Genomic DNA, 21,182 nt, shown 5'->3' on the forward strand with positions numbered 1-21,182 from the left:
GTTTGCATTTTTCCAATTATTCCTATAATAGGTTAATTGTCAATGACGGAGGCGTGTCATTTCGCGTCCAGCCGATAAGCATGCGCCGATGACTGAAATTCCCGAGTCGAGGTGCTTGGCGGTTGGAATCCTGAGGCGGTGGTCGCCCGCTCAAGGGGTGGTGGACTCCGGCGGTTCGTCGGCGATCGTCGACGCTTCAGTGGTAACCCACCCCTCGAACGTCGACAGGATCCAGCGCAGGAAGCCGGGGAAGAGCACGCTGATCGGATTGACCGAAACGGCCGGCTCGGCCAGCGATCCAGTGACGGAATAACTCGCGGAAAAGACGCCTCCGCCGGATTCGCCTCCGGTCAAAGCACCGCCGATCAACGGCAGACGGCCAAACGCGGCGTTGACGGCATAGAACGGCACGAGTTCCCCTTGCATGTCGACCGTGTCATTGCCGGTATCGACGTTCCCGGAAGCGGTGATGCCAAGTGCCGCGCCGAACGCCTTGGCGTCGGTGATATCAATGGCGCGCGCGCGCGCCTGGAACGGCATATCGAAGGTCGAAAAGTGAATGCCCCGGCCGGTCAGTGCATCACGAATGCCGGTCAATGCGAGCACGCCCAGCAGTCGGGCGAGGACGGGCATGTTCACCAGATAGAAGTCGGTTACGCGCAGCCGGCCCTTCAGCGGGTGATCCGCCTGGCTGTCATCGAACCTGCCCTTGGCGTCGAGCCGGCCGCCGGTCATGTCGGAAAACAGGCCAAACGCACGCAGCGCCGCTCCGGCGTTCTCGGCGTTGACGGTGAGCAGGCGGCCCTCGCCATCGGTCGGCGTGATTGACAGGGCGAGTGGATTGGCATCGGCGAGTGAACCCTCGAGCTGGACCGGGCTCCACTTGCCGTCTTGATGGATGACGGTCGCCTTCACGGCGAGAATTGGATCGTTGTCATCGAACCATACGCGGTCGAGATCGGCGGTCAGCACGAGACCGGGCCAAACGCGCGCGCCCGCCGCTTCATCATCGCTGCTCTTCGCTTCGACGTCGATCAGCGGACCCAGATCGATGCTGGCGCCGCTCACGGTCACCTCCCAGCCGTCGCCCTCGAGGCGGCCGATCGTCCCGGTGGCGTTCGTTCGGCCGGCGATGAGGTGTGAGATATCGATGCGATCGATATTGTTGTCGGCATCGAACCGCAACACGCCGCTGACATCGAGGCCGGGTGCCAGGATCGTCAGGCGCGGGACGGCGGCGATGCGATCCGCCGTCGTCTCGATATTGGCCGTGACCGTGCCCATGGGGCCCGCGGCCTTGCTCCAGCCGAGCTCGGGTATCGCAACCGCGGCGCGACTTGCGTCGATCGTTGTATCGATGTGTCCGTCGCCGCCGCGCGAGATCACCAGCACGGCCTTGCCGGCGAGTGCGCCGTCAAGAAGATACTCGCTGAGTTTAGTGGCCTTAGGGACGCTCTTGCGCAGACGCTCGACCGGAACCTCGGGTGCCTCGACCTCCAGGCGCGACTGCGGCTCTGCGTCATCGACAAACGATTGGCTCAGCGCGAATTTCGTCTCGATGTCCGCGACAGCCAGGTGACCGGTGGCTGTCATCCCGTCGCCGTTGATGTCGAGATGGCCGTTGCCGTGGCTGAGATCGACGCGTGGCTTGAACCCGGGGATGATATCGGTCACGCCGAGATCACGCAGGTCGGCGGTCGCCTGGATGTCGATCTGATCCGCGTCGAGATCGGCGAGCAACGGGAACGCCAGCCGGACCCGCGCCGACGTCTCGCCGGATGTCTGATCGGGCCTGATGCCGATTTTCTGGGGATAGGCGAGGGGTTCGTGGGCGATCAATTGCATCGCGTCGCGCACCGGCCCGTCGACGACGATGTCAATATCGATGCTGGACACGTCGCGATCGATGTCCGGGAAGACAATCGTGCCTTGGCGCACGGCCAGTCCGTCGGCGCGTCCCCCGGTCACGGCGATGCGCAGGCTGTTCAAATCGGCCCGCGCTGTTCCCCTGGCGTCGCGAACCGGCGGCATCGGTGGAAGATAGTCGACCGTGAGGCGCTCGATGCCGAATTGGGCGTCAAGGGCGGCGATCTGCGTCGCTCCGTCGCGGGCGACGAGGTCGATACGGGCGCGGGCCTCCGGCACGAATCCGTCACGCAGGTGTTCAATGCACCATTCATAAGCGCCGGAGGCCAGTTTCGGCGGCCAGTAGCGGCGAAAGTCGGCGACCTTGACCGCGCTCATACGCAAAGCAACGGTCCCTGCCGGCACCGCGTCAAGACCATCGATCGACGCTGTTGCCGTCAACTTCTGGCCCGCGAGATCGAGATCAAGATGGCCGTCGCGAAGCGACGCGGAGGCGTACGTTCCCGATGCGGTGAGGCTCGCCAGGGGCAGGTGAAAATCCACCGGTTCCGGAAGGTATATCTGTGTTCGCGGCGAAAAATTGATGCTCGCGCTTTGCACGTCGATACCAGCGGCCGCGCCCGACATTGAGGCACGCAGCGCGAGGCTGCTTACCGCAAGCCGCTGCGCGGCGGCGATGGGAAGGTGCATCGCGCCAAGAACTTCGGCATCGAGTGAGAGGAAACCGGTGCCGCCGGAGATCGCCGCGACGATGGTATCGAGGTTACCGTCGTCGGCGACGGTAAAGGTCATGCGTCCTTGCAGGGGCACGTCAAGGGCGGCGAGTGGCGCCAGTTCGGGCAAAAGGCTGGCAAATGCCGCCGGTCGCAATCTTGCAACCGTGAGCGTTCCATCGGTTTCGTTCCTGTCGGCGGCGGTTTCCAGACCGAGGGTGATCGTCGCGGTTTCTCCATCGTGAGCAAGCGCCGCATCGGCGGTGCCGACCAGCGCGTCACCGTTACGGACGAACCGTGCTTCGCCGATTCGGGTCGACCAGGACGTACCCGGCTTCGCGTTTGCCGCTGGTGGATCTTTCTGCGCGATGCTCACATCGCTCAGTTTTGCATCGAGCAGATAGCTCAAGGGGCGGGTGGGTGTCGGTTGTGAGCGCAGCCCTGCCAATACCGCGGCGATCGTATCGCCCTCTCTCGGCTCCCCTTCCACAATTGCGGGTGAAGGTGCGGACGAGGGGACCGGCAGACGTGCGATCTCACCGCCGGGAAGAATAAGCCGCACGGTTTCGGCTTCGATCGAGGTCGGCGCCAGAACCCGATGCGTCATCGCCTGCGGACTGAACGCGACGGCAAGCGCGCCGATGTGCGCGATCGAAGCGCCGGTGTCGTCAAAGGCTTCGACGTTGGCGAGGCGCACGAGCAGCCCTTGTCGCCAGTCCCGCCATAAGACGCCGGCATCGCCCACGGAGAAGCGCCACGGCGTTGCCGTATCGAGCGCGTGCTCAATGAGCGGTGTGGCAAACTGCAAGGCTACCGGCCCGGCGGCGAGGCGCGCAGCGGCAAGCGCCAGCAGCACGACCATAAGGACGAGCGCGCCCGCGAAGAGACGGACGAAACCGTGGAGCGTGCGCGCCATTCCCGGTGGTTCCTGTTGGTGACTGTTCCGGCGCCCATTTTAACTGAACGGGCGAAACCGATCTGTGCGTAGCAATGTTGCGCGAGTTTGCGTCAAAGCACGACACTTGAACAATGGCGAAGGTTTGCGGTCCGCGTGCGGGCGGCGATGCGCAACGCCCGCATTGACCATCCCTGCCTCGCGGCGCACGCTTGCGATCGCTCCGCGCATCCGTGCGGGCGAAGTGAAACAACAGTGTGCCGGGGCCGGTGCTGCGCCTTCGGCGGGACCCAGCGTTTGAACTGAACTGCAATCGAATGCCCTCGTCTGCTGATTGTCTTTCCCTTGCACCCGTTTTGATCGGCGCCCGCTCGCCGGCTGCGGCCGACCACGACCGTCTGAGAGTCGGGGTGGAGCGCTGGCAGGCGGCGGTAGCGGCACTCGACGCGGCGCCGTTGAGCGCGGCTGCAGACCTGCTGCAGGCGGACCCTGCCGCTGGGCGGCTGTTCGCCGGCGTGTTCGGCAACAGTCCGTTTTTGTCGCTGATCGCCGAGCGCGAGCCGGCGTTTTTCCTGCAGCTCCTGCGCTGCGGACCGGACGCGGCGGTCCCGACGATCCTGGAAGCGGTCGCCGTGGCGCGGCAACGGGGACTCGACGGCGTCGATCCAGCCCCGGAGCTTCGCCGCTGCAAGCGACGGATCGCGCTCGCGGTCGGCATCGCCGATATCGCCGGGATCTGGTCGGTCGAGCAGGTGACCGAGGCCCTGTCCGTCTTTGCTGAGGCCGCTCTCGACGCGGCGCTCTCGTTCCTGCTGATCGAGGCGGCAGGACGCGGCGCCATTGTCCTTGCCGACGCGACCGAGCCGCTGCGTGCGTGCGGTCTCGTCATCCTCGGCATGGGCAAGCTGGGGGCGGGCGAACTGAACTATTCGAGCGATATCGATCTTGTCGTCTTTTACGACCCGCACCGCTTTCAGACGCCCAACGCCGATAACCGCCAGCGGGAGGCGGCGCGACTGACTCGCGGCCTGGTGCGCGAAATGGCCGAACGGACGACCGACGGCTACGTTTTTCGTACCGATCTGCGCCTGCGTCCCGACCCGGGAGCGACCCCCGTCGCCATATCGATTGTCGCTGCTGAAGAGTATTACGAAACGCTCGGACAGAACTGGGAGCGCGCTGCAATGATCAAGGCGCGCCCTGTGGGCGGAGATCGCACGGCGGGGGAAGATTTCGTTCAGAAACTGCGGCCGTTTATCTGGCGGAAGCATCTCGACTTCGCGGCGATTCAGGATATTCATTCGATCAAGCGCCAGATCAACGCCCATCGTGGCGGCGCACGCATCGCCATTTACGGCCACAACGTCAAACTCGGTCGCGGCGGTATCCGCGAGATCGAGTTCTTCGCCCAGACGCAACAGCTCATCTGGGGCGGCCGTCTGCCCGCCGTGCGGGTTCGTGGTACGGTGGCCGCGCTGACGGCACTGGCGCGCGCCGGCAAGATCAGCGTTGCGGTCGCCGACGATCTGACCCGGGCCTACCGCTTCTTGCGCCGGGTCGAGCACCGCTTGCAAATGATCGACGATTCGCAGACCCACACGCTGCCGGTCGATGCGGAGCGATTTGCCGCGCTCGCCACGTTTCTGGGTTATGGCGATGCGGATAAATTCAAGGCCGAGTTACTGGCGACGCTGCGCTGCGTCGAAGGACATTATGCCGAGTTGTTCGAGGACGCTCCGGCGCTGGCGCTGGCGGGCGACATCGGCGGCAATCTGGTATTCACCGGCGCGGATGCCGATCCGGAAACGCTGGTAACTCTCGAAGGACTCGGCTTCGCCGATTCCAAGGTGGTGGATTCGGCGGTGCGGGCCTGGCATCACGGCCGCTGCCGGGCGATGCGCAGCACGCGGGCGCGCGAGTTGCTCACCGAACTGACGCCGCACCTTTTGAAGGCCCTGGCAGAAAAGCCTGATCCGGATGCCGCCTTTCGCGCTTTCGATCGCTTTCTGACCGGCCTGCCCGCGGGTATTCAGCTATTCTCGATGTTTCACGCCAATCCCCCGCTGCTGGGACTTGTCACCGACATCCTGGGTGTCGCTCCAGCGCTTGCCGATTATCTGGCCCGCTGGCCGGGAGTGCTGGAGAGCGTGCTTTCGGCGCCCGATTTCTTTGCTTCGCCGCCGCCGCTCGACGCCTTGCTCGACGAACTCGCTCACCTGCTCGAACAGGGCCTTTGTGCCGAGGAGCGACTCGACATCAGCCGCCGATGGGCGAACGATCGGCGCTTTCAGATCGGCGTTCAGTCGTTGAAGGGGATGATCGACACGCCTGCGGCGATGGCCGCCTGGTCATCGGTCGCCGAGGTGTCGCTGCGGGGCCTCTTGCCTCACGTCGAGGCAGATTTTGCCCGCGCGCACGGTCGCATCGCCGGATGCGACATAGCGGTCGTCGGCATGGGTAAGCTCGGCGGCCGGGAAATGACCACGACCTCCGACCTCGACCTGATTTTGATCTATTCGACCTCGGAGGTGGTCGCCGTATCCAGTGGCGAACAGCCGCTCGCCGCATCCCAGTATTTCGCGCGACTGAGCCAGCGGTTGATCAGCGCGATCAGTGCACCCACCGCCGCCGGACGGCTCTACGAGGTCGACATGCGCCTTCGCCCCTCGGGCAAGGCGGGGCCGATCGCCGTGAGCGCGACGACCTTCGCCCGCTACCAGCAGGAAGAGGCATGGGTGTGGGAGCAGATGGCGCTGACCCGTGCCCGCGTCGTCGCCGGTCCTTCGGTGCTGGCGAACGAGATCGAGGCCGTAATCCGCGCCGTGCTGACCCGCCCGCGCGATGCGACGCTCCTTGTCGTCGAGGTCGCCGACATGCGGGCGCGGATGGCCGAAGAGCACCGCCCCCAGTCGAACTGGGACGTCAAGCACCTGCGTGGCGGTCTCGTCGACATCGAATTCATTGCCCAGTATCTGCAGCTTCTCCATGCTTGGCGGGTACCGGAGATCTTGTCGACGAATACGCACGATGCGCTGATGCGGCTGCGGACGGCCGGCCTGCTCGACGAGCCGGACGCGGTCGACCTCCTCGATGCCCTCAGCCTGTGGCAAGCGGTGCAGTCGCGGGTGCGGTTGAATATCGGCGAGCAGATCCGCGCGGTGCGAACCGAAGCGCCGAGAGCCTTGCGGCTCGCCGTCGAAGGCATTGCCGGTCTCGATTTCGATCGCTTGGTTGAGCGGATGGAAACGTCGGCGCGTCGCGTCCATGATGTTTTCCGGCGCCTCATCGACGCGCCCGCGGAGCAGGCACGTGCCCGGATCGCAGCGCGCGAGGCCGACCAGCATGGCTCGCGGCCATCCGTTGCCGCAATCGCCACGCCGTCGCCGCTACCGCCCGCCCACCCGCCGCTACTGCCCGCCAGGACGCGCCGGCCGGTCATCCCGGTGGCGAAGCGCACTCACGAAGGAGGATCAATGAGCGTTGATGTTGGTGATCTTGTGCCGGACTTCGCCCTGCCGACGGACGACGGCGGCATCGTGACCGCCGCCGGCCTGCGGGGGCGGATCTGCGTGCTCTATTTTTATCCCCGCGATGACACTCCCGGTTGCACAACGGAGGCCAAGGCGTTTCGCGACGCTATCTTTGCGTTCGCCGCGGTTGAGGTGACGGTGATCGGCATATCCGCCGACGGGATCGACAGCCATCGGAAGTTCAAGAACAAGCATGAGCTGACATTTACGCTTGCCTCCGATAGCGAAAAGGCGCTTGCCCAGGCTCTGGGGGTGTGGGTGGAAAAAAGCATGTACGGGCGGAAGTACGTGGGCATGGAGCGGGCGACCTTCCTCATCGATGGCGCCGGCGTCATCCGCATGATCTGGCACAAGGTGAAGGTCAAAGGTCACGTCGACGCGGTACTGCAGGCGGCGCGCGCCCTCGCCGGCGAGGACGCGCCGCCGGCATGACCAGCGGTGGCGATGGCGGTCGGCGGGCCGGTCTGTATGTGATGCATTCCCATCATGTCCGGTAACCGCGTTGAGCGTCGCGATCTGTTCTGATACGCAAGAAGCGGTGGCGGACGATCGAGAAGCCGCGCCTCCGGGGATATACGCAGCCAACAAAGGCTGCCATTTCACGCATAGGAGAATTCAATGAGTGATCGCGACATCGATAAGTCCGCCGTTCTCGGCGTCCTCAACAAAATCCTCGAGGCTGAACTCGCGGGCGTCGTCCGCTACACGCATTATTCGTTGATGGTATACGGCTACGGCCGCATCCCGATCGTCGGATGGCTGCGCGGACAGGCGAGTGAATCGTTGCTGCATGCCCAGGAAGCGGGCGAATACATCACCGCGCTCGGCGGTCACCCCTCACTCGGCATCGGCAAACTGCTGGAAAGCGAGAAACACGACATCGGCGATATTCTGCGCGAATCGCTGGCGCACGAGCACAGCGCGCTCGATCAGTACAAGGCGTTGCTGTCCCTTGTCGCGGACCAGGATGTCATGCTTGAGGAATATGCCCGCCAGATGATCGCCGCCGAAAGCAAGCACATCAGCGAGGTCGACAAGATGCTGCGGGCTCCTGGCGACTTGCAACCGTTCGGCGCTTGAGGCAGCCGGCCACCGGAGGCGCAAGGCTCCGTTAACCGTCGTTCCGTTAGTCTCGCAGGCTATGAGGCAAGTATCGGCCTCTGCGGTCGAATGGAACGGCGGTCAATGGCGCACAGCAGGAAGCCGGCGGCGGACGGTGAAGCGAAGAAGCCCGGCAAGGGCTTGCTCGCGCGTGTCCTGCAGCCCATCGCCATCGCCGCCGCCGCGCTCGTCTTTTCGGTCGCGCTGCTAGCCACCTCGCTGCTGGTCGTGAGCGATCATTCCGACGGCGCGGCACAGGGGGTCTCGTTACCGGTAGCGGGGCCGATCATCCAGCAGGAACTGCCCGAATTCGTCGCCGATCTCGACGCTTCGGGCGCCCGCTCGCACTATCTGCAGATCGCCATCGTCGTCGAGCTGCCGCAGGAGGCGGTCAGCCGGCTGAAAGAAGAGCAGGCGCAGATCCTGTCCGAGGTGCAGTCCTACCTGCGTGACCTCAATCGCCGCGATCTTTTCGGTTCCGCCGGTATCGAGCGCGTGCGCGTCGATGTGCGCGCGATTGTCGACCGCCACATCGCTCCGACGCGGACCCGGGACGTCTACTTCACCAAGTTCCTCGTCGATTGACCTGATCCCCCGGCTGCGTACCGACGGGCCGCGTGCCGAAGCGCTTCGCGCGGTCCGCACGGGGTCAGCCGTCGCCGCGCGGCTCGGGCGCCGGAAACAGCTGCAATGTCTTGCCGGTCAGATCGTAGGCGAGCAACCCGACCCACTCATGAAGCGCAAGATCGAGGTTCTCGTTGCCCTCGCCGATGTCGAAGGAAAAGCGGCTCTCGCCGATCGGCGTGCGGTAGTCGACCGGCAACGGGACGACCGGCCAGCCGAGGGCCTGGAAGACGCCGACGCTGCGCGGCAGATGGAAGGCGGAGGTGAGCAGCAGCCATGTCTCGCCAGCGGCCGGTTGAACCAGTGCCTCGCTGAACAGCACGTTCTCAAAGGTATTGCGCGCGCGCCGTTCGTAGCGGATGCGCTTCGGATCGATCCCTTGCGCTTCGAAAAAGCGTTGTGCGATGTCTGCTTCGCTGGGGCCCTCCGGCGCGAGGCTGTTGGAAAATCCGCTGAAGACGATCTGCATGTCGGGGAATCGATGGGCGAGTTCGACCGACTTGGTCATCCGTTCCGCCCGGTCGTTGAGTGGTGCCGTGTCGCGCGTCTCGGCGACAACGCCGGTCTCGACCGCGCCACCGAGGACGATAACGCCGGTGGGATTCAGCGTCTCGATCATCGGCGGCGCGAAGCGGTCTTCCAGCGGGCGCATGACTGCATCGGACACGGGAGACGCGCCGATCAGAAGCAGCAGGACCACGGCTGCGATGATCCCCGCGCTTCGCAGCCGCCCCGCCCCGCACCATCCTGCGATCAACGAGCCCAACAGTAGCGCGAGTACGATGTGCAACGGATGGGCGATGAACTCAAACACTTTGGAAAGAACGAAGAACATGCGCGGTCAACTCCGCCGGTCTAGGCACCAGGGGTGGAAGTGTTGATCAAGAAAACGGTGGAATTGATAAACAGGGGGACGCAAAGTTGGACGCTGGGTCGTCGGCACGCCTGCCGACGCTACTCCGCGCTGGAGAAAACCGATCATGACTTACCGTGATCTCCTCGTGCATCTGGACGGCAGCGAGCAGAGCGAGGCGCGAGCGGCGATTGCCGTCGAAGTCGCGCGGGCGTTCGGTGCCGTTCTGACCGGTCTTTACGGTGAAAGCGATCCGCATGTCCTGGTTCCGGCGAGTCGTGATCCGGCGGCAAGTCTGCACACCGTGGCCGAGAGGATCGAGACCGCTTTCCGCCGGCGCGCGGCCGCAGCGGGGATCGATACGAACTGGCTGACGGCAATGACCGTCAACGATACCGAACTGATCAAGCGCGTGCTGTTCGCCGCCCGACATGCCGATCTCGTCGTGCTTGGCCAGCATCGCGATGGCGAGCGGACGGCGAGCGTTCCGTCGGACCTGATCGAGCAGATCGCGCTGAACTGCGGCCGGCCGGTGTTGTGCATACCGAGCGTTGGGCGCTTCCCAACGGTGGCGGCGCGGGTGCTTGTCGCGTGGAACGGCAGCCGCGAGGCGGCCCGAGCGGTCAACGATGCGATGCCGTTCCTCCTCCGCGCCGAGCGGGTGAGGCTGCTCGCAATCAACCCCGATCATAGCCGCGACGCGTATGGCGAGGAGCCGTTTGCGCCAATGCAACGCCATTTGGCGTCTCACGGCGTTATTGCGCAGTGCGAAACCCTCTGGGTCCAAGACAGCGACGTCATCGAAGGGCTGTTGTCGCGGCTGGGTGATGAGGGTATCGATCTTCTGGTCATGGGGGCGCATGGCCACTACGGCTTCCCCTACCTTTATCGCGGAGGCGGCACCAGACAGATTCTTCGTTCGATGACCACGCCGGTACTGATGTCGTATTAGCCGCCGCTAATCACCAGACGATCCGGGAAGTCCTGCGCATCAAACATATATTGTGCATATTGCACATGCGAAAGTAGGATAAGTCTCAAAATAAATCGCACCGAATACCTGCGCAAACAATAAACCGATAAACGCCCAAGCGGGTCTGGAAAAAATCTGGTCAATATGCCAGAAATGCAGGTCTGCATTGCGTCGACTGCGCGGAACCGCTCAACAACCGAGGAGTCGGGGCGTGTCGAGAAACGTCAGCAAGGGCGATCGGGCCAGCAGCGATGACTGATGACTTCATCATCGAGACCGGCGGACTCACCCGGGAGTTCAAGGGATTTGTCGCTGTTCGCGATGTCAGCCTGCGCGTGCGCCGGGGAACCATTCATGCGCTGATCGGTCCCAACGGTGCTGGCAAGACCACCTGCTTCAACATGATCTCCAAGTTCCTCGAGCCGACGCGGGGAAGTATTCGCTTCAAAGGGGTCGACATCACCGCAGCCAAGCCGCACGCGGTAGCGCGGATGGGTATGGTGCGCTCGTTTCAGATTTCTGCCGTTTTTCCGCACCTTTCGGTCCTCGACAACCTGCGCATCGCCCTGCAGCGCCGGCTCGGCATCTCATTTCACTTCTGGCGCCCGGTCTCGGTGCTCGCCGTTGTCGATGAGCGGGCGCACGCGCTGCTCGAAGACGTCGGCCTGACCGGTTACGCCGAGATCGCAGCGGCCGAGTTGGCCTACGGGCGCAAGCGCGCGCTCGAGATCGCAACCACTTTGGCCCTCGATCCTGACCTGCTGCTCCTCGACGAGCCGATGGCCGGCATGGGCCGCGAGGACATCGACCGCATCGCCAGACTGATCAAGCGCGTCTCGGCCAACCGCTCGGTTTTGATGGTCGAGCACAACCTTTCGGTGGTCGCCGACCTCTCCGATCGGATCACCGTGCTCGCGCGCGGCGGTATCCTCGCCGAAGGCACCTACGCTGAGGTTTCCAGCAATCCCGACGTCATTTCCGCCTATCTCGGCTCCGAGGCCGGCCATGGCTGAGCCGGTGCCGTTGCTGGAGGTCGCTGACCTGCAGGCGTTCTACGGTGAATCGCATGTGCTGCACGGCGCCGGGTTCGTCGTTGGCGAGGGCGAGGTGGTGACCCTGCTTGGCCGCAACGGTGCCGGCAAAACGACGATCATGCGCTCGATCATCGGCATTCTCGCCCAGCGGCGCGGCTCGATCCGCTATGAGGGACGGGAGACCATCGGTCTGCCGTCGAACCGCATCGCCCGCCTCGGTATCGCTTACTGCCCGGAGGAGCGCGGCATCTTCTCCAGCCTAACCGTGCTCGAAAACCTGTTGCTGCCGCCAGTCGTTCGCAACGGAGGCCTTCGCGTCGAGGAAATCTACGCGTTGTTCCCCAATCTCAAGGAGCGCCGGGCGAGCCAGGGAACGAAGCTGTCCGGTGGCGAGCAGCAGATGCTGGCGATCGGACGCATCCTGCGCACCGGAGCTAGGCTCTTACTGTTCGATGAGCCGACCGAGGGCCTTGCGCCGGTGATCGTCCAGGAGATCGGCGCCGTGATCCGCAGCTTGAAGCGGCGCGGTCTGACCATTCTTCTCGTCGAACAGAACTTCCACTTCGCGTCCACCGTCGCCGACCGGCACTACGTCGTCGAGCACGGCAAGGTCGTCGATATGATCGCCAACGATGAATTGGCGGCCAACCAGGGCAAGCTGCAAGGGTATCTGGGTGTATAACGAGGGAGGCAACCGTGAAGCAGTTCCTGCGTAAGGGTCTGGCCGGCGTGGCGCTTGCCGTATTGACGGTAACCAGCGCGTTCGGACAGGTATCGGGTGATGTCGTCAAGCTCGGCGTTCTCAACGATCAGTCGGGCGTTTATGCCGACCTCGCCGGTCCGGGGTCGGTCGTGGCGGCAAAGATGGCGGTGGAGGATTTCGGCGGCAAGGTCCTCGGCAAGCCAATCGAGGTGATCTTCGCCGACCACCAGAACAAGCCCGACGTGGCGACGCCGATCGTCAACCAGTGGATCGACGTTGATAACGTCGATGCCATCGTCGATGTTCCGACCTCGTCGGTGGCGCTCGCCGTTCAGGAAATCACCAAGAACAAGAACCGCATTCACCTCAATTCGACCGCCGGCACCTCGGATCTCACCGGCAAGGCCTGCTCGCCGACCGGCATTCACTGGACGTACGATACCTATGCGCTCGCCAACAGCACCGGCAAGGCCTTGACCAAGGACGGCGGCGATACCTGGTACTTTATCGTCGCCGATTACGCCTTTGGTCACGCCCTGGAGAAGGACACCTCGGCGGCGGTGGAATCGGCAGGCGGCAAGGTGCTGGGCGCGGTGAATGCGCCGTTTCCCAACCAGGATTTTTCCTCTTTCCTTTTGCAGGCTCAGTCCTCCGGCGCGAAAGTCATCGGTCTCGCCAACGCCGGCGGCGACATGATCAACGCCATCAAGCAGGCGCACGAATTCGGCATTACCGACGCGGGGCAGCGGCTCGCCGGCCTGCTCGTGTTCATTTCCGACATCAACAGTCTGGGACTGGAGACGACCAAAGGCCTCGTTTTGACCACCGGCTTTTACTGGGATCGCAACGACGAGACCCGTGCGTGGTCGAAGCGCTTTGCCGAACGCAATGAAGGACGGATGCCGACGATGGTGCAGGCGGGCGTTTATTCGGCGGTCGCTCACTATCTCAAGGCGATCGCGGCCGCCGGCACCGACGAGGCCAAGGCGGTGATGGCGAAGATGCGGGAAATCCCGGTCAACGATTTCTTCGCCAAGAACGGGCGGGTTCGCGCCGACGGGCGCATGGTGCACGACATGTACCTTGTCCAGGTCAAGACACCGGCGGAATCGAAGTATCCGTGGGATTATTACAAGATTCTGCGGGTCGTTCCCGGTGACGAGGCTTATCGGCCGATGGATCAGGGCAATTGCCCGCTGGTTGCGAAATAGAGCCCCCGGCTGCGGCTGACAGGGAGCCCTAAAGGCATGTTCGAGATGCTGGGCATTTCACCGCAGGCCCTGTTTGGCCAGCTCTTAATTGGGCTGATCAATGGCGCCTTCTATGCGATCCTCAGTCTCGGCCTTTCCTTGATTTTCGGGCTGCTCAACATCATCAATTTCGCTCACGGCGCCCAGTACATGCTGGGCGCGTTTGTCGCTTGGTATCTCTTGGCCTATGTCGGGATCGGCTACTGGCCGGCTCTGATCGTCACGCCGCTGCTCGTTGGTCTCGTCGGCATGGCGACGGAACGGCTCTTGCTGCGCCGGCTTAGCAGACTCGATCCGATCTACGGCCTGCTGCTGACCTTCGGTCTGGCTCTGGTCATCGAAGGCGTGTTCCGCCACGTCTACGGTGTCTCGGGTCAGCCGTACGCGCCGCCGGCGTCGCTCTCCGGCGGTTACCGGCTCGAGTTCATGTTCCTGCCGAAGTACCGGGCGTGGGTGGTCGTCGTCTCCCTTGCCGTCTGCCTCGGCACCTGGCTCGTGATCGAGAAAACCAAGCTCGGCGCCTACCTGCGCGCCGCCACCGAGAACCCGACGCTGGTCCAGGCCTTCGGCGTCAACGTACCGGTGATGGTGACCGCGACCTATGGTTTCGGCGTCGCGTTGGCGGGGTTCGCCGGCGTGCTCGCCGCGCCGGTCTATTCGGTCAATCCCCTCATGGGCTCGAACCTGATCATCGTCGTCTTTGCCGTCGTCGTCATCGGCGGCATGGGCTCGATCCTCGGATCGATCATCACCGGCTTTTCCCTTGGGTTGGTTGAAGGGCTGACAAAGGTGTTCTATCCGGAGGCGTCGAATACGGCAGTGTTCATCATCATGGCCGTCGTTCTGCTGCTGCGGCCGGCCGGGCTTTTTGGCAAGGCGGCCTGATCCATGTCCTCGGAACGCAGCCAGCGCCTCGTTCTGCTCGTTCTGCTCGCGCTCGGCCTCGTCGCGCCGTTCGTGCTCTATCCCGTTTTTTTGATGAAGGCGCTGTGCTTTGCGCTTTTTGCCTGCGCCTATAACCTTTTGATCGGCTACGTCGGTCTGATCAGCTTCGGCCACGCGGCGTTCTTTGGTATCGCCGCCTATGCGACCGGCCACGCCGCCAAGGTCTGGGGCCTGCCGACCGAACTCGCCCTGTTGACAGGAACCGCCGCCGCCGCCGCTCTCGGTCTTGTCTTCGGTTGGCTGGCCATACGCCGGCAGGGCATCTACTTCGCCATGGTGACCCTGGCGCTGGCGCAGATGGTGTTCTTCTTCTGCGTGCAGGCGCCGTTCACTCACGGCGAGGACGGCATCCAGGCGATCCCGCGCGGAACGCTGTTGGGCGTGATCGACCTGAACAACCAGCTGGTCCTTTACTATTTCGTCTACGTTGTCTTCGTTCTCTCCTTCCTGATCTTGCGGCGCACGGTCAACTCGCCGTTCGGCCAGATCCTCACAGCCCTGCGCGAGAACGAGGCGCGCGCCGTTTCGCTCGGATACCGGGCGGATCAGTATAAGCTCGTCGCCTTCGTTCTCTCGGCGGCCTTCTCTGGACTGGCCGGCGCGATGATCACCATCGTCTTTCAGCTCGCGGCGCTGAACAGCGTGCACTGGCACCTGTCCGGGGAGGTGGTGCTGATGACGCTGATGGGTGGCATGGGCACGTTGCTCGGCCCGGTCGCGGGTGCGCTCCTTCTCGTCGCCATCCAGAACTACTTCGCCCAGGTCGGGGCGTGGTCGACGATCATCCAGGGCGCCATCTTCGTCGTCTGCGTCCTCGTGTTCCGGCGGGGAATTGTGGGTGAAATCGAGGCCTGGCGGCAACGGCGCGCGGCGGCATCGAAACCGCGCGACTGAGAAACCGCGCGACCGACGGGCTTAAGCGAAAGCCTCGATGACCAGCCACAGATTGGCCGCGGAGATCACCGCGAACAGCAGCCAGGCGACGGCGGCGACGCCACGCCCGCTGGCGAACGGGCCCATGATCCGCGCATCGCTGGTCGAACGGATCAGCGGCCACAAAGCGAACGGCAACTGCAGCGAGAGCGCCACCTGCGTCAGCACCAGCAGCTTGCCGACCGAGTCTTCGCCCAACAGCCAGATGCCGCCCAGGGCGGGGAGAATGGCGATGACACGGGTGACGAGACGGCGTTGCCAGCAGGGGATCTTGATATCGAGAAAGCCCTCGAGAACGATCTGGCCGGCGATCGTGCCGGTGAAGGTCGAACTCTGACCCGAGGTGAACAGGGCGACGGCAAACAGCACACCCGCCGCGGCCGCGCCGGTGATCGGCGTCAGTAACTCGTGCGCGTCGGCGATGTCGGCAACGTTCGCGTTACCGCTGGCGTGAAACGCCGAGGCGGCGAGAACGAGGATCGCACCGTTAATCACCGTCGCCAGCAGCAACGAGCCGACCATATCGAGCGTGGTTAAACGGATCGCCGCGCGCTTGCCCGCGTCGCCGTTGCCGATACGGCGTGTCTGCACGATCGAGGAATGGAGGTAGAGATTGTGCGGCATTACCGTGGCACCAAGAATGCCGATTGCCAGCAACAGCGCTCCCGGCTGTTCCAGGCGGTTGACCTCGGGCACGAGACCGGCCGCCAGCAGGCTCGTGTCCGGTGGCGCAAGGACGAGTTCGGCGAAAAAACAGAGCCCGATCGTTGCGACAAGTCCGAGGATGATCGCCTCGACCTGGCGAAAGCCGCGCCCCTTCAGCCCCAGCACCAGCAGCATATCGAGACCGGTGAGGAGAATGCCGATCTGCATAGGCAGACCGAACAGCAGCTTGATCGCCAGCGCCGAGCCCAAGACCTCGGCGATATCGGTGGCGATGATCGCGCCTTCAGCCATCAGCCACAGCAGGATGCGCGTTCTCGGTCCGTAACGGTCGCGGCACACCTGGGCGAGGTCGCGCCCGGAGGCGATGCCGAGGCGCAGGGCGAGCGTCTGCAACAGCATCGCCGCCAGACAGGTGAGCGCGACGATGAACAGCAGATCGTAGCCGAAGCGGGCGCCGGCCTCGATGTCGGTCGCCCAGTTTCCGGGGTCCATGTAGCCGACGGCAACGAGGAGGCCCGGGCCGACGAATGCGGCGAGGCGGGTGCGCAGCGGGGCGGAGGCGGCGACGGCGACGCTGCCACGCACCTCGCTGGGACAAAACGGAGCGGTCGCTGTTGTCGGCAGGCGCAGGGCGAAACGGATTCGGCTGAGAGCGTTGGTCCGGGTGTGCATGGTGGCGACAAAATGCCGGCTGCGCGTCGTCGTTTCCAGGGATTTTGCGGTGGTGAGGCGTAAAGGCCGCTGCGGTGCTTTCGTTTTGATGCGTGCGCTGCGATGCTGTCGGAAACCCGGGCGGCATCGATTCTCGGTGCGCTTTCGGACGTTGCGATGCTTGGGGGCGGGCGGGGAGCAAAACCATGGGGGTGACCCCGCATCTGAAATTTCTCGTTGCCTTGTTTGTGATCCTCAACCCGATCGGCATCGCGCCGCTGTTCGCCTCGATGACCGAGGCGATGACGCCCGCCGAACGCAACCGTACGGCGCTGACGACCGCAGCGGCGGTGTTCGTGACCTGCACGCTGTGCGCCCTCGTCGGCAAGACCCTGCTCGGCTTCTTCGGGATCACCGTTGCCGATCTGCAGATTGCCGGCGGCCTCGTGGTCCTGCTCATCGGCCTTGGCATGGTCAATGCCCAGCCGGACCGAACCAAGCACACACCGGCGGAGAACGAGGAGGGGAAGGGCAAGGACGATCCATCGGTGGTTCCCCTCGCCATCCCGCTGACTTCAGGTCCGGGGGCGATGGCCACCGCCATCCTTGCTACCGATGATCACTCCAGCTTCGGCGAGTACGCGGTTGTCGTCGCCACCATCTTGGTGTGTAGCGTTCTGGTACTGGTGATCTACCGGAGCTGCGGGCGGCTGCAGCGGCTGTTCGGGGTCACGGGCATGGGCATTCTGACCCGGGTTATGGGTCTCGTCGTCGCTGCTATTGCGGTGCAGATGATCGTCACCGGGCTACTTCACAAACTGCCGCTACTGCCGATCGCCCATTGAACGCGGCTGGCGCCGCTGCCGCGCCGTCACCTCAGAGCATCTTGCCGGGCAGATTTCGCCGCATCATAACGTAAAATAAACACGGTATCGGGTATCCCAACAAAACGCCGCGACGAGAGGCGTCGGGGCGAAGGAGGTCTCACCGAGGTATTGGCGGAAATGTCGCTCCACAAACAGGCTCAGGCGTTCTTCACCGCGCTCAACGCGCATGATCTCGATACCGTTGCCGAGATGATTGATCCTCAGGCACAGATCCGCACACCGATCGGCTCGTTCACCGGCGGTGAGGCGTACCGGGAATGGATGCAGATGCATTTCCGTGCCCTCCCTGATTTCACCCATGAAATCCGTGGGTTCACGGCGGAGACGGGAGAAGTGCTCGGCTTCGAGCTGCATGCCACCGGCACGTTCACCGGCCCGCTGGACTTGCCGGGTGGCGTGGCCGCTCCAACCGGACGGCGTGTCGATATTTCCGCCGTCGACTTCTGGCGGATCGAAGACGGCCTGATCACCGACTATCACCTGTACTTCGATCGTCTGGATTTCTTTACCCAGCTAGGCTTGCCGCCGACGCCGTAGCCTCTTCGCCGGCTCTTACGGGGGCAGAGCTGCCGGCTTGAAGCGGGATCACGGCGTTATCGGGTGGGCGGCGGCGAGCAGGGCGTCAAGGTCGATGTGGGCGGCAAGATGATCGGCCAATGCATCGAGGATAGTCTCGACCTGCGCCTCGTAGGCAAGCCCCGGCGCCCGTCCGCGGCGCAGTCCGGCAAGGAAGGCGGCGCGGTAGGCATCGGACGCGAAGAGACCGTGCAGGTAGCAGCCGGCGACGAAGCCGTCTGCCGAGACGGCACCGTCCTCACCAGAGTTGAGGCGCAACATTGCCCGCGCCCGTGCCGGTCCCTCGGTGCGGCCGACATGCATCTCGTAGCCGCGCACCGGTAAACCGGAAGAAAGCTCGATCCCGCTCGCCTCTGTCAGCAGCTTTTCGCCGCCAAGTGTGGTTTCGACGTCAAGCAGGCCCAGTCCGTCGATCTCGCCCGGCGGCCCCTCGATGCCGTCAGGATGGCAGATGCGCTGGCCGAGCATCTGATAGCCACCGCAGATACCGATGATCTGCCCGCCACGACGCTGGTGCGCGGCAAGATCGATGTCCCAGCCCTCATCGCGGATCGCGCAAAGATCGGCGATCGTCGCCTTCGATCCGGGCAAGATGACGACGTCGGCGTCGCCCGGCAGCGCCCGGCCGGATGGAACGAAATCGACGATGACGCCAGCCTCGGCGATCAGCGGATCGAGGTCGTCGAAATTGGCGATGCGCGGCAGGCGTGGCACGCAGATGCGGATCGGCCGGTCACACTCCGCCGGCGGGTCGATCGTCCGTCTCTGTTCGAGCGCGACCGCATCTTCCGCCGGTAGCAGCCGGGCGGGCTCGAACCACGGCACGACGCCAAACGACGGCAGGCCCGTGTACGCGCCGATGACCGCCAGCCCGTCGTCGAACAGCCGGGCATCGCCGCGGAACTTGTTGATGATGTAGCCGGCGAGGTGGGTCCGCTCGGCGGCATCGAGTACCATCCACGTGCCGACGAGCGAGGCGATGACGCCGCCGCGGTCGATGTCGGCGACGAGCACGACCGGCACCCCCGCCACCTGGGCAAATCCCATATTGGCGATATCGCCGGCGCGCAGGTTGACCTCGGCCGGGCTTCCCGCGCCTTCGACGAGCACCAGATCGCACGTGGCGGCGAGGCGATGAAAACTTTCGAGCACGCGCGGCATCAAGGACGGCTTGAGCGCGTGATAGTCGCGTGCCGCCGCGTTGACGAAAATTCGCCCCTGGACGATCACCTGGGCACCGACGAGGGATTGCGGCTTGAGCAGCACCGGGTTCATGTCGGTCGCGGGCGCCACACCGCAGGCCCGCGCCTGCAGCGCCTGAGCGCGGCCGATCTCGCCACCGTCGGCGGTGACCGCGGCATTGTTCGACATGTTCTGCGGCTTGAAGGGCCGGACGCGCAGCCCGCGACGGACAAACGCGCGGGCGAGACCGGCTACGATCAGCGATTTGCCGACATCCGAGCCGGTGCCCTGCAGCATCAGGGCCCGCGCGCTGCCCACCGGTGTATCCGCCCTGGCCACCTGTCCTGGCCCACCCACCCTGGGGCCGATCGATGTCGTCAGGCTTACTTACTGCACCACGAGCGCGCGCCTGAGGCCGTCCGCGTCCGGGTTGGCGACCTGGTGGTCGATGAGGATCGACGTCGGCGTCGCCCCGCCATTTTGATAGTAGGCATGGTCGAGATTCGGCTGCGAGCTGACGTACGCACCCGAGAACGCGCCACCGACGAAGATTCCCGAGCCGCGGGTGAAGCCGATGATGTCGGAGCCGCCCAGCGTGGTGCCGCTCGACTTGCCGCCGCCGAGCTCGCCGAAGGTCGCCTGGGCGCCGAGCGCGAACTGTGCCGGGTTGTTGATCACCGAGCGGACGGCACTGTCGGTCATCAGCAGAAACATCACGTCGCTTGACTGCGCGCCGAGCTGGATGCCGAGGCTTCCGCCAGACATCCGGTAGAAGGCGGGATAGCCCCACGTCCCGTTCGCATCGCGGGTGACCATGACTCCCGAGCCGCCCTGGCCGCCGACACCGACGGCGGCCTCGAACAGGTCAGGAAAGATCATGATGCCCTTGGCATCGCGCAGTGCGGCATTGAACAGCGCGGTCGAATCCTTCGGGCGCGCCTTGAACAGCTCGATCGTTGCCTTCGACTGATCGACTAGCGCCTGTGCCTTGATATCCGCCGGCGCGCCGGACGCGCATGCCGCAGCGGTGAACAGGAGAAGCAGGCAGCCTATGATCCGGAACGGATGACGCATAACGAAATTGAACCTCCCTACGACCCAGCCCGTCTTTTGGTTCGCGAAAGCAATCATCTCACCCGACCGCGCGCAAGCATCTAGAATTCAATGCCGGCCTGCGCCTTGACGCCACTACGGAACGGATGCTTGACAAGATTCATTTCGGTGACGAGATCGGCGGCTTCAATCAACTCTTCCTTGGCGTTACGGCCGGTCACGACAACGTGCAGATCGCGGGGTTTGTTCCTCAGCGCCTCCAGCACCTCGTCCAGTGGCAGATAGCCGTAGCGCAGGACGATGTTCAACTCGTCGAGAATCACCATGCGAAACGACGAATCGGCGATCATCTCCTTGGCCGTTTCAAACGCGGCACGCGCCGCGGCGATGTCGCGCTTGAGGTCTTGCGTATCCCAGGTGAAGCCCTCGCCCATCGCCCGCATCACGCATAATTCAGGAAAGTGCTCGAGCACCCGGCGCTCGCCGGTTTCCCAGACGCCCTTGACGAACTGGACGATGCCAACCTTCATGCCATGGCCGACGCAGCGCGCGGCCATGCCCATCGCCGCGGTGGTCTTGCCCTTGCCCTTGCCGGTATGGACGATCACCAACCCGCGCTCTTCGGTCTTGGTCGCGAGAATCTTCTCCCGTGCCGCCTTTTTCTTCGCCATCTTCTCGGCGTGACGGCGCACGAGATCCTCGTCGACCGCTGGTTCGTGTTCGCTCATTTCGTTCTCCCGTACCAAC

The 21,182-nt window shown here is 64.2% G+C and carries 16 protein-coding genes and 1 pseudogene; 11 read left to right on the forward strand and 6 right to left on the reverse strand.

The window, feature by feature from the left end:
* Positions 1-150: 150 nt before the first annotated feature.
* Entirely contained in the window at positions 151-3,495 is a 3,345-nt protein-coding gene (locus tag IPK66_16925; GenBank protein ID MBK8176876.1) for a hypothetical protein, read from the reverse strand.
* Positions 3,496-3,791: 296 nt separating this feature from the next.
* On the opposite strand from IPK66_16925, the pseudogene IPK66_16930 reads away from it, so the two are divergent.
* The 3 genes and pseudogenes from IPK66_16930 to IPK66_16940 all read left to right on the forward strand — a co-directional run bounded on the left by IPK66_16930 (position 3,792) and on the right by IPK66_16940 (position 8,690).
* Positions 3,792-6,785: pseudogene (locus tag IPK66_16930) on the forward strand (bifunctional [glutamine synthetase] adenylyltransferase/[glutamine synthetase]-adenylyl-L-tyrosine phosphorylase).
* An 837-nt stretch (positions 6,786-7,622) separates the two neighbouring features.
* Complete coding sequence (locus IPK66_16935) at positions 7,623-8,084, forward strand: bacterioferritin (protein ID MBK8176877.1); 462 nt, start codon at positions 7,623-7,625, stop codon at positions 8,082-8,084.
* Between the two features lie 105 nt (positions 8,085-8,189).
* A complete protein-coding gene (locus IPK66_16940) occupies positions 8,190-8,690 on the forward strand; it encodes a flagellar basal body-associated FliL family protein (protein ID MBK8176878.1) in 501 nt (166 codons plus the stop codon).
* 64 nt (positions 8,691-8,754) lie between these two features.
* On the opposite strand, the gene IPK66_16945 is transcribed toward IPK66_16940, so the two are convergent.
* Positions 8,755-9,564: a YdcF family protein gene (locus IPK66_16945; GenBank protein MBK8176879.1), complete on the reverse strand. Its 810-nt coding sequence runs from the start codon at positions 9,562-9,564 to the stop codon at positions 8,755-8,757.
* Between the two features lie 145 nt (positions 9,565-9,709).
* Between IPK66_16945 and IPK66_16950 the strand changes: the two genes are divergently transcribed.
* From IPK66_16950 to IPK66_16975, 6 genes are all read left to right on the forward strand, one after another.
* Positions 9,710-10,534 carry a universal stress protein gene (locus IPK66_16950; GenBank protein MBK8176880.1) on the forward strand — a complete coding sequence of 275 codons (825 nt, stop codon included), beginning with the start codon at positions 9,710-9,712 and terminating at the stop codon, positions 10,532-10,534.
* A 272-nt stretch (positions 10,535-10,806) separates the two neighbouring features.
* Positions 10,807-11,568: an ABC transporter ATP-binding protein gene (locus IPK66_16955; GenBank protein MBK8176881.1), complete on the forward strand. Its 762-nt coding sequence runs from the start codon at positions 10,807-10,809 to the stop codon at positions 11,566-11,568.
* A complete protein-coding gene (locus IPK66_16960; protein MBK8176882.1) occupies positions 11,561-12,271 on the forward strand; it encodes an ABC transporter ATP-binding protein in 711 nt (236 codons plus the stop codon). The genes IPK66_16955 and IPK66_16960 overlap by 8 nt, the downstream gene beginning before the upstream one ends.
* A 26-nt stretch (positions 12,272-12,297) precedes the next feature.
* Positions 12,298-13,503, forward strand: a complete 1,206-nt coding sequence (locus IPK66_16965) for an ABC transporter substrate-binding protein (protein ID MBK8176883.1) — start codon at positions 12,298-12,300, stop codon at positions 13,501-13,503.
* A gap of 36 nt (positions 13,504-13,539) precedes the next feature.
* The gene (locus tag IPK66_16970) at positions 13,540-14,427 is read left to right on the forward strand and encodes a branched-chain amino acid ABC transporter permease (GenBank protein ID MBK8176884.1); all 888 of its coding nucleotides are present in this window, start codon (positions 13,540-13,542) and stop codon (positions 14,425-14,427) included.
* A gap of 3 nt (positions 14,428-14,430) precedes the next feature.
* On the forward strand, positions 14,431-15,381 hold the full coding sequence (locus IPK66_16975) for a branched-chain amino acid ABC transporter permease (GenBank protein ID MBK8176885.1): 951 nt from the start codon (positions 14,431-14,433) through the stop codon (positions 15,379-15,381).
* Positions 15,382-15,402: 21 nt separating this feature from the next.
* Here the strand turns inward: IPK66_16975 and IPK66_16980 are convergent, their stop codons facing one another.
* Positions 15,403-16,758: an Nramp family divalent metal transporter gene (locus IPK66_16980; GenBank protein MBK8176886.1), complete on the reverse strand. Its 1,356-nt coding sequence runs from the start codon at positions 16,756-16,758 to the stop codon at positions 15,403-15,405.
* Positions 16,759-16,943: 185 nt separating this feature from the next.
* On the opposite strand from IPK66_16980, the gene IPK66_16985 reads away from it, so the two are divergent.
* Together IPK66_16985 and IPK66_16990 are read left to right on the forward strand one after the other, a co-directional pair.
* Positions 16,944-17,582, forward strand: a complete 639-nt coding sequence (locus IPK66_16985; GenBank protein ID MBK8176887.1) for a MarC family protein — start codon at positions 16,944-16,946, stop codon at positions 17,580-17,582.
* Positions 17,583-17,741: 159 nt separating this feature from the next.
* The gene (locus IPK66_16990) at positions 17,742-18,161 is read left to right on the forward strand and encodes a nuclear transport factor 2 family protein (protein ID MBK8176888.1); all 420 of its coding nucleotides are present in this window, start codon (positions 17,742-17,744) and stop codon (positions 18,159-18,161) included.
* Positions 18,162-18,209: 48 nt separating this feature from the next.
* On the opposite strand, the gene IPK66_16995 is transcribed toward IPK66_16990, so the two are convergent.
* The 3 genes from IPK66_16995 to cobO all read right to left on the reverse strand — a co-directional run bounded on the left by IPK66_16995 (position 18,210) and on the right by cobO (position 21,163).
* A complete protein-coding gene (locus tag IPK66_16995; GenBank protein MBK8176889.1) occupies positions 18,210-19,679 on the reverse strand; it encodes a cobyric acid synthase in 1,470 nt (489 codons plus the stop codon).
* Between the two features lie 90 nt (positions 19,680-19,769).
* Complete coding sequence (locus IPK66_17000) at positions 19,770-20,456, reverse strand: lipid-binding SYLF domain-containing protein (GenBank protein ID MBK8176890.1); 687 nt, start codon at positions 20,454-20,456, stop codon at positions 19,770-19,772.
* A gap of 80 nt (positions 20,457-20,536) precedes the next feature.
* Positions 20,537-21,163 (reverse strand): cob(I)yrinic acid a,c-diamide adenosyltransferase, encoded by a 627-nt coding sequence (gene cobO, locus IPK66_17005; GenBank protein MBK8176891.1) that lies wholly within the window; start codon positions 21,161-21,163, stop codon positions 20,537-20,539.
* Positions 21,164-21,182 lie beyond the last annotated feature (19 nt).

The sequence above is a fragment of the Rhodospirillales bacterium genome, from assembly GCA_016712595.1.
GTDB lineage: Bacteria > Pseudomonadota > Alphaproteobacteria > Rhodospirillales > Defluviicoccaceae > Defluviicoccus.

Excerpts from the sequence above, each read along its gene's own strand:
- IPK66_16925 (MBK8176876.1), bottom strand. The coding sequence starts at position 3,495 with ATGGCGCGCACGCTCCACGGTTTCGTCCGTCTCTTCGCGGGCGCGCTC.
- IPK66_16935 (MBK8176877.1), top strand. The coding sequence starts at position 7,623 with ATGAGTGATCGCGACATCGATAAGTCCGCCGTTCTCGGCGTCCTCAAC.
- IPK66_16940 (MBK8176878.1), top strand. The coding sequence starts at position 8,190 with ATGGCGCACAGCAGGAAGCCGGCGGCGGACGGTGAAGCGAAGAAGCCC.
- IPK66_16945 (MBK8176879.1), bottom strand. The coding sequence starts at position 9,564 with ATGTTCTTCGTTCTTTCCAAAGTGTTTGAGTTCATCGCCCATCCGTTG.
- IPK66_16950 (MBK8176880.1), top strand. The coding sequence starts at position 9,710 with ATGACTTACCGTGATCTCCTCGTGCATCTGGACGGCAGCGAGCAGAGC.
- IPK66_16955 (MBK8176881.1), top strand. The coding sequence starts at position 10,807 with ATGACTGATGACTTCATCATCGAGACCGGCGGACTCACCCGGGAGTTC.
- IPK66_16960 (MBK8176882.1), top strand. The coding sequence starts at position 11,561 with ATGGCTGAGCCGGTGCCGTTGCTGGAGGTCGCTGACCTGCAGGCGTTC.
- IPK66_16970 (MBK8176884.1), top strand. The coding sequence starts at position 13,540 with ATGTTCGAGATGCTGGGCATTTCACCGCAGGCCCTGTTTGGCCAGCTC.
- IPK66_16975 (MBK8176885.1), top strand. The coding sequence starts at position 14,431 with ATGTCCTCGGAACGCAGCCAGCGCCTCGTTCTGCTCGTTCTGCTCGCG.
- IPK66_16980 (MBK8176886.1), bottom strand. The coding sequence starts at position 16,758 with ATGCACACCCGGACCAACGCTCTCAGCCGAATCCGTTTCGCCCTGCGC.
- IPK66_16985 (MBK8176887.1), top strand. The coding sequence starts at position 16,944 with ATGGGGGTGACCCCGCATCTGAAATTTCTCGTTGCCTTGTTTGTGATC.
- IPK66_16990 (MBK8176888.1), top strand. The coding sequence starts at position 17,742 with ATGTCGCTCCACAAACAGGCTCAGGCGTTCTTCACCGCGCTCAACGCG.
- IPK66_16995 (MBK8176889.1), bottom strand. The coding sequence starts at position 19,679 with ATGCTGCAGGGCACCGGCTCGGATGTCGGCAAATCGCTGATCGTAGCC.
- IPK66_17000 (MBK8176890.1), bottom strand. The coding sequence starts at position 20,456 with ATGCGTCATCCGTTCCGGATCATAGGCTGCCTGCTTCTCCTGTTCACC.
- cobO (MBK8176891.1), bottom strand. The coding sequence starts at position 21,163 with ATGAGCGAACACGAACCAGCGGTCGACGAGGATCTCGTGCGCCGTCAC.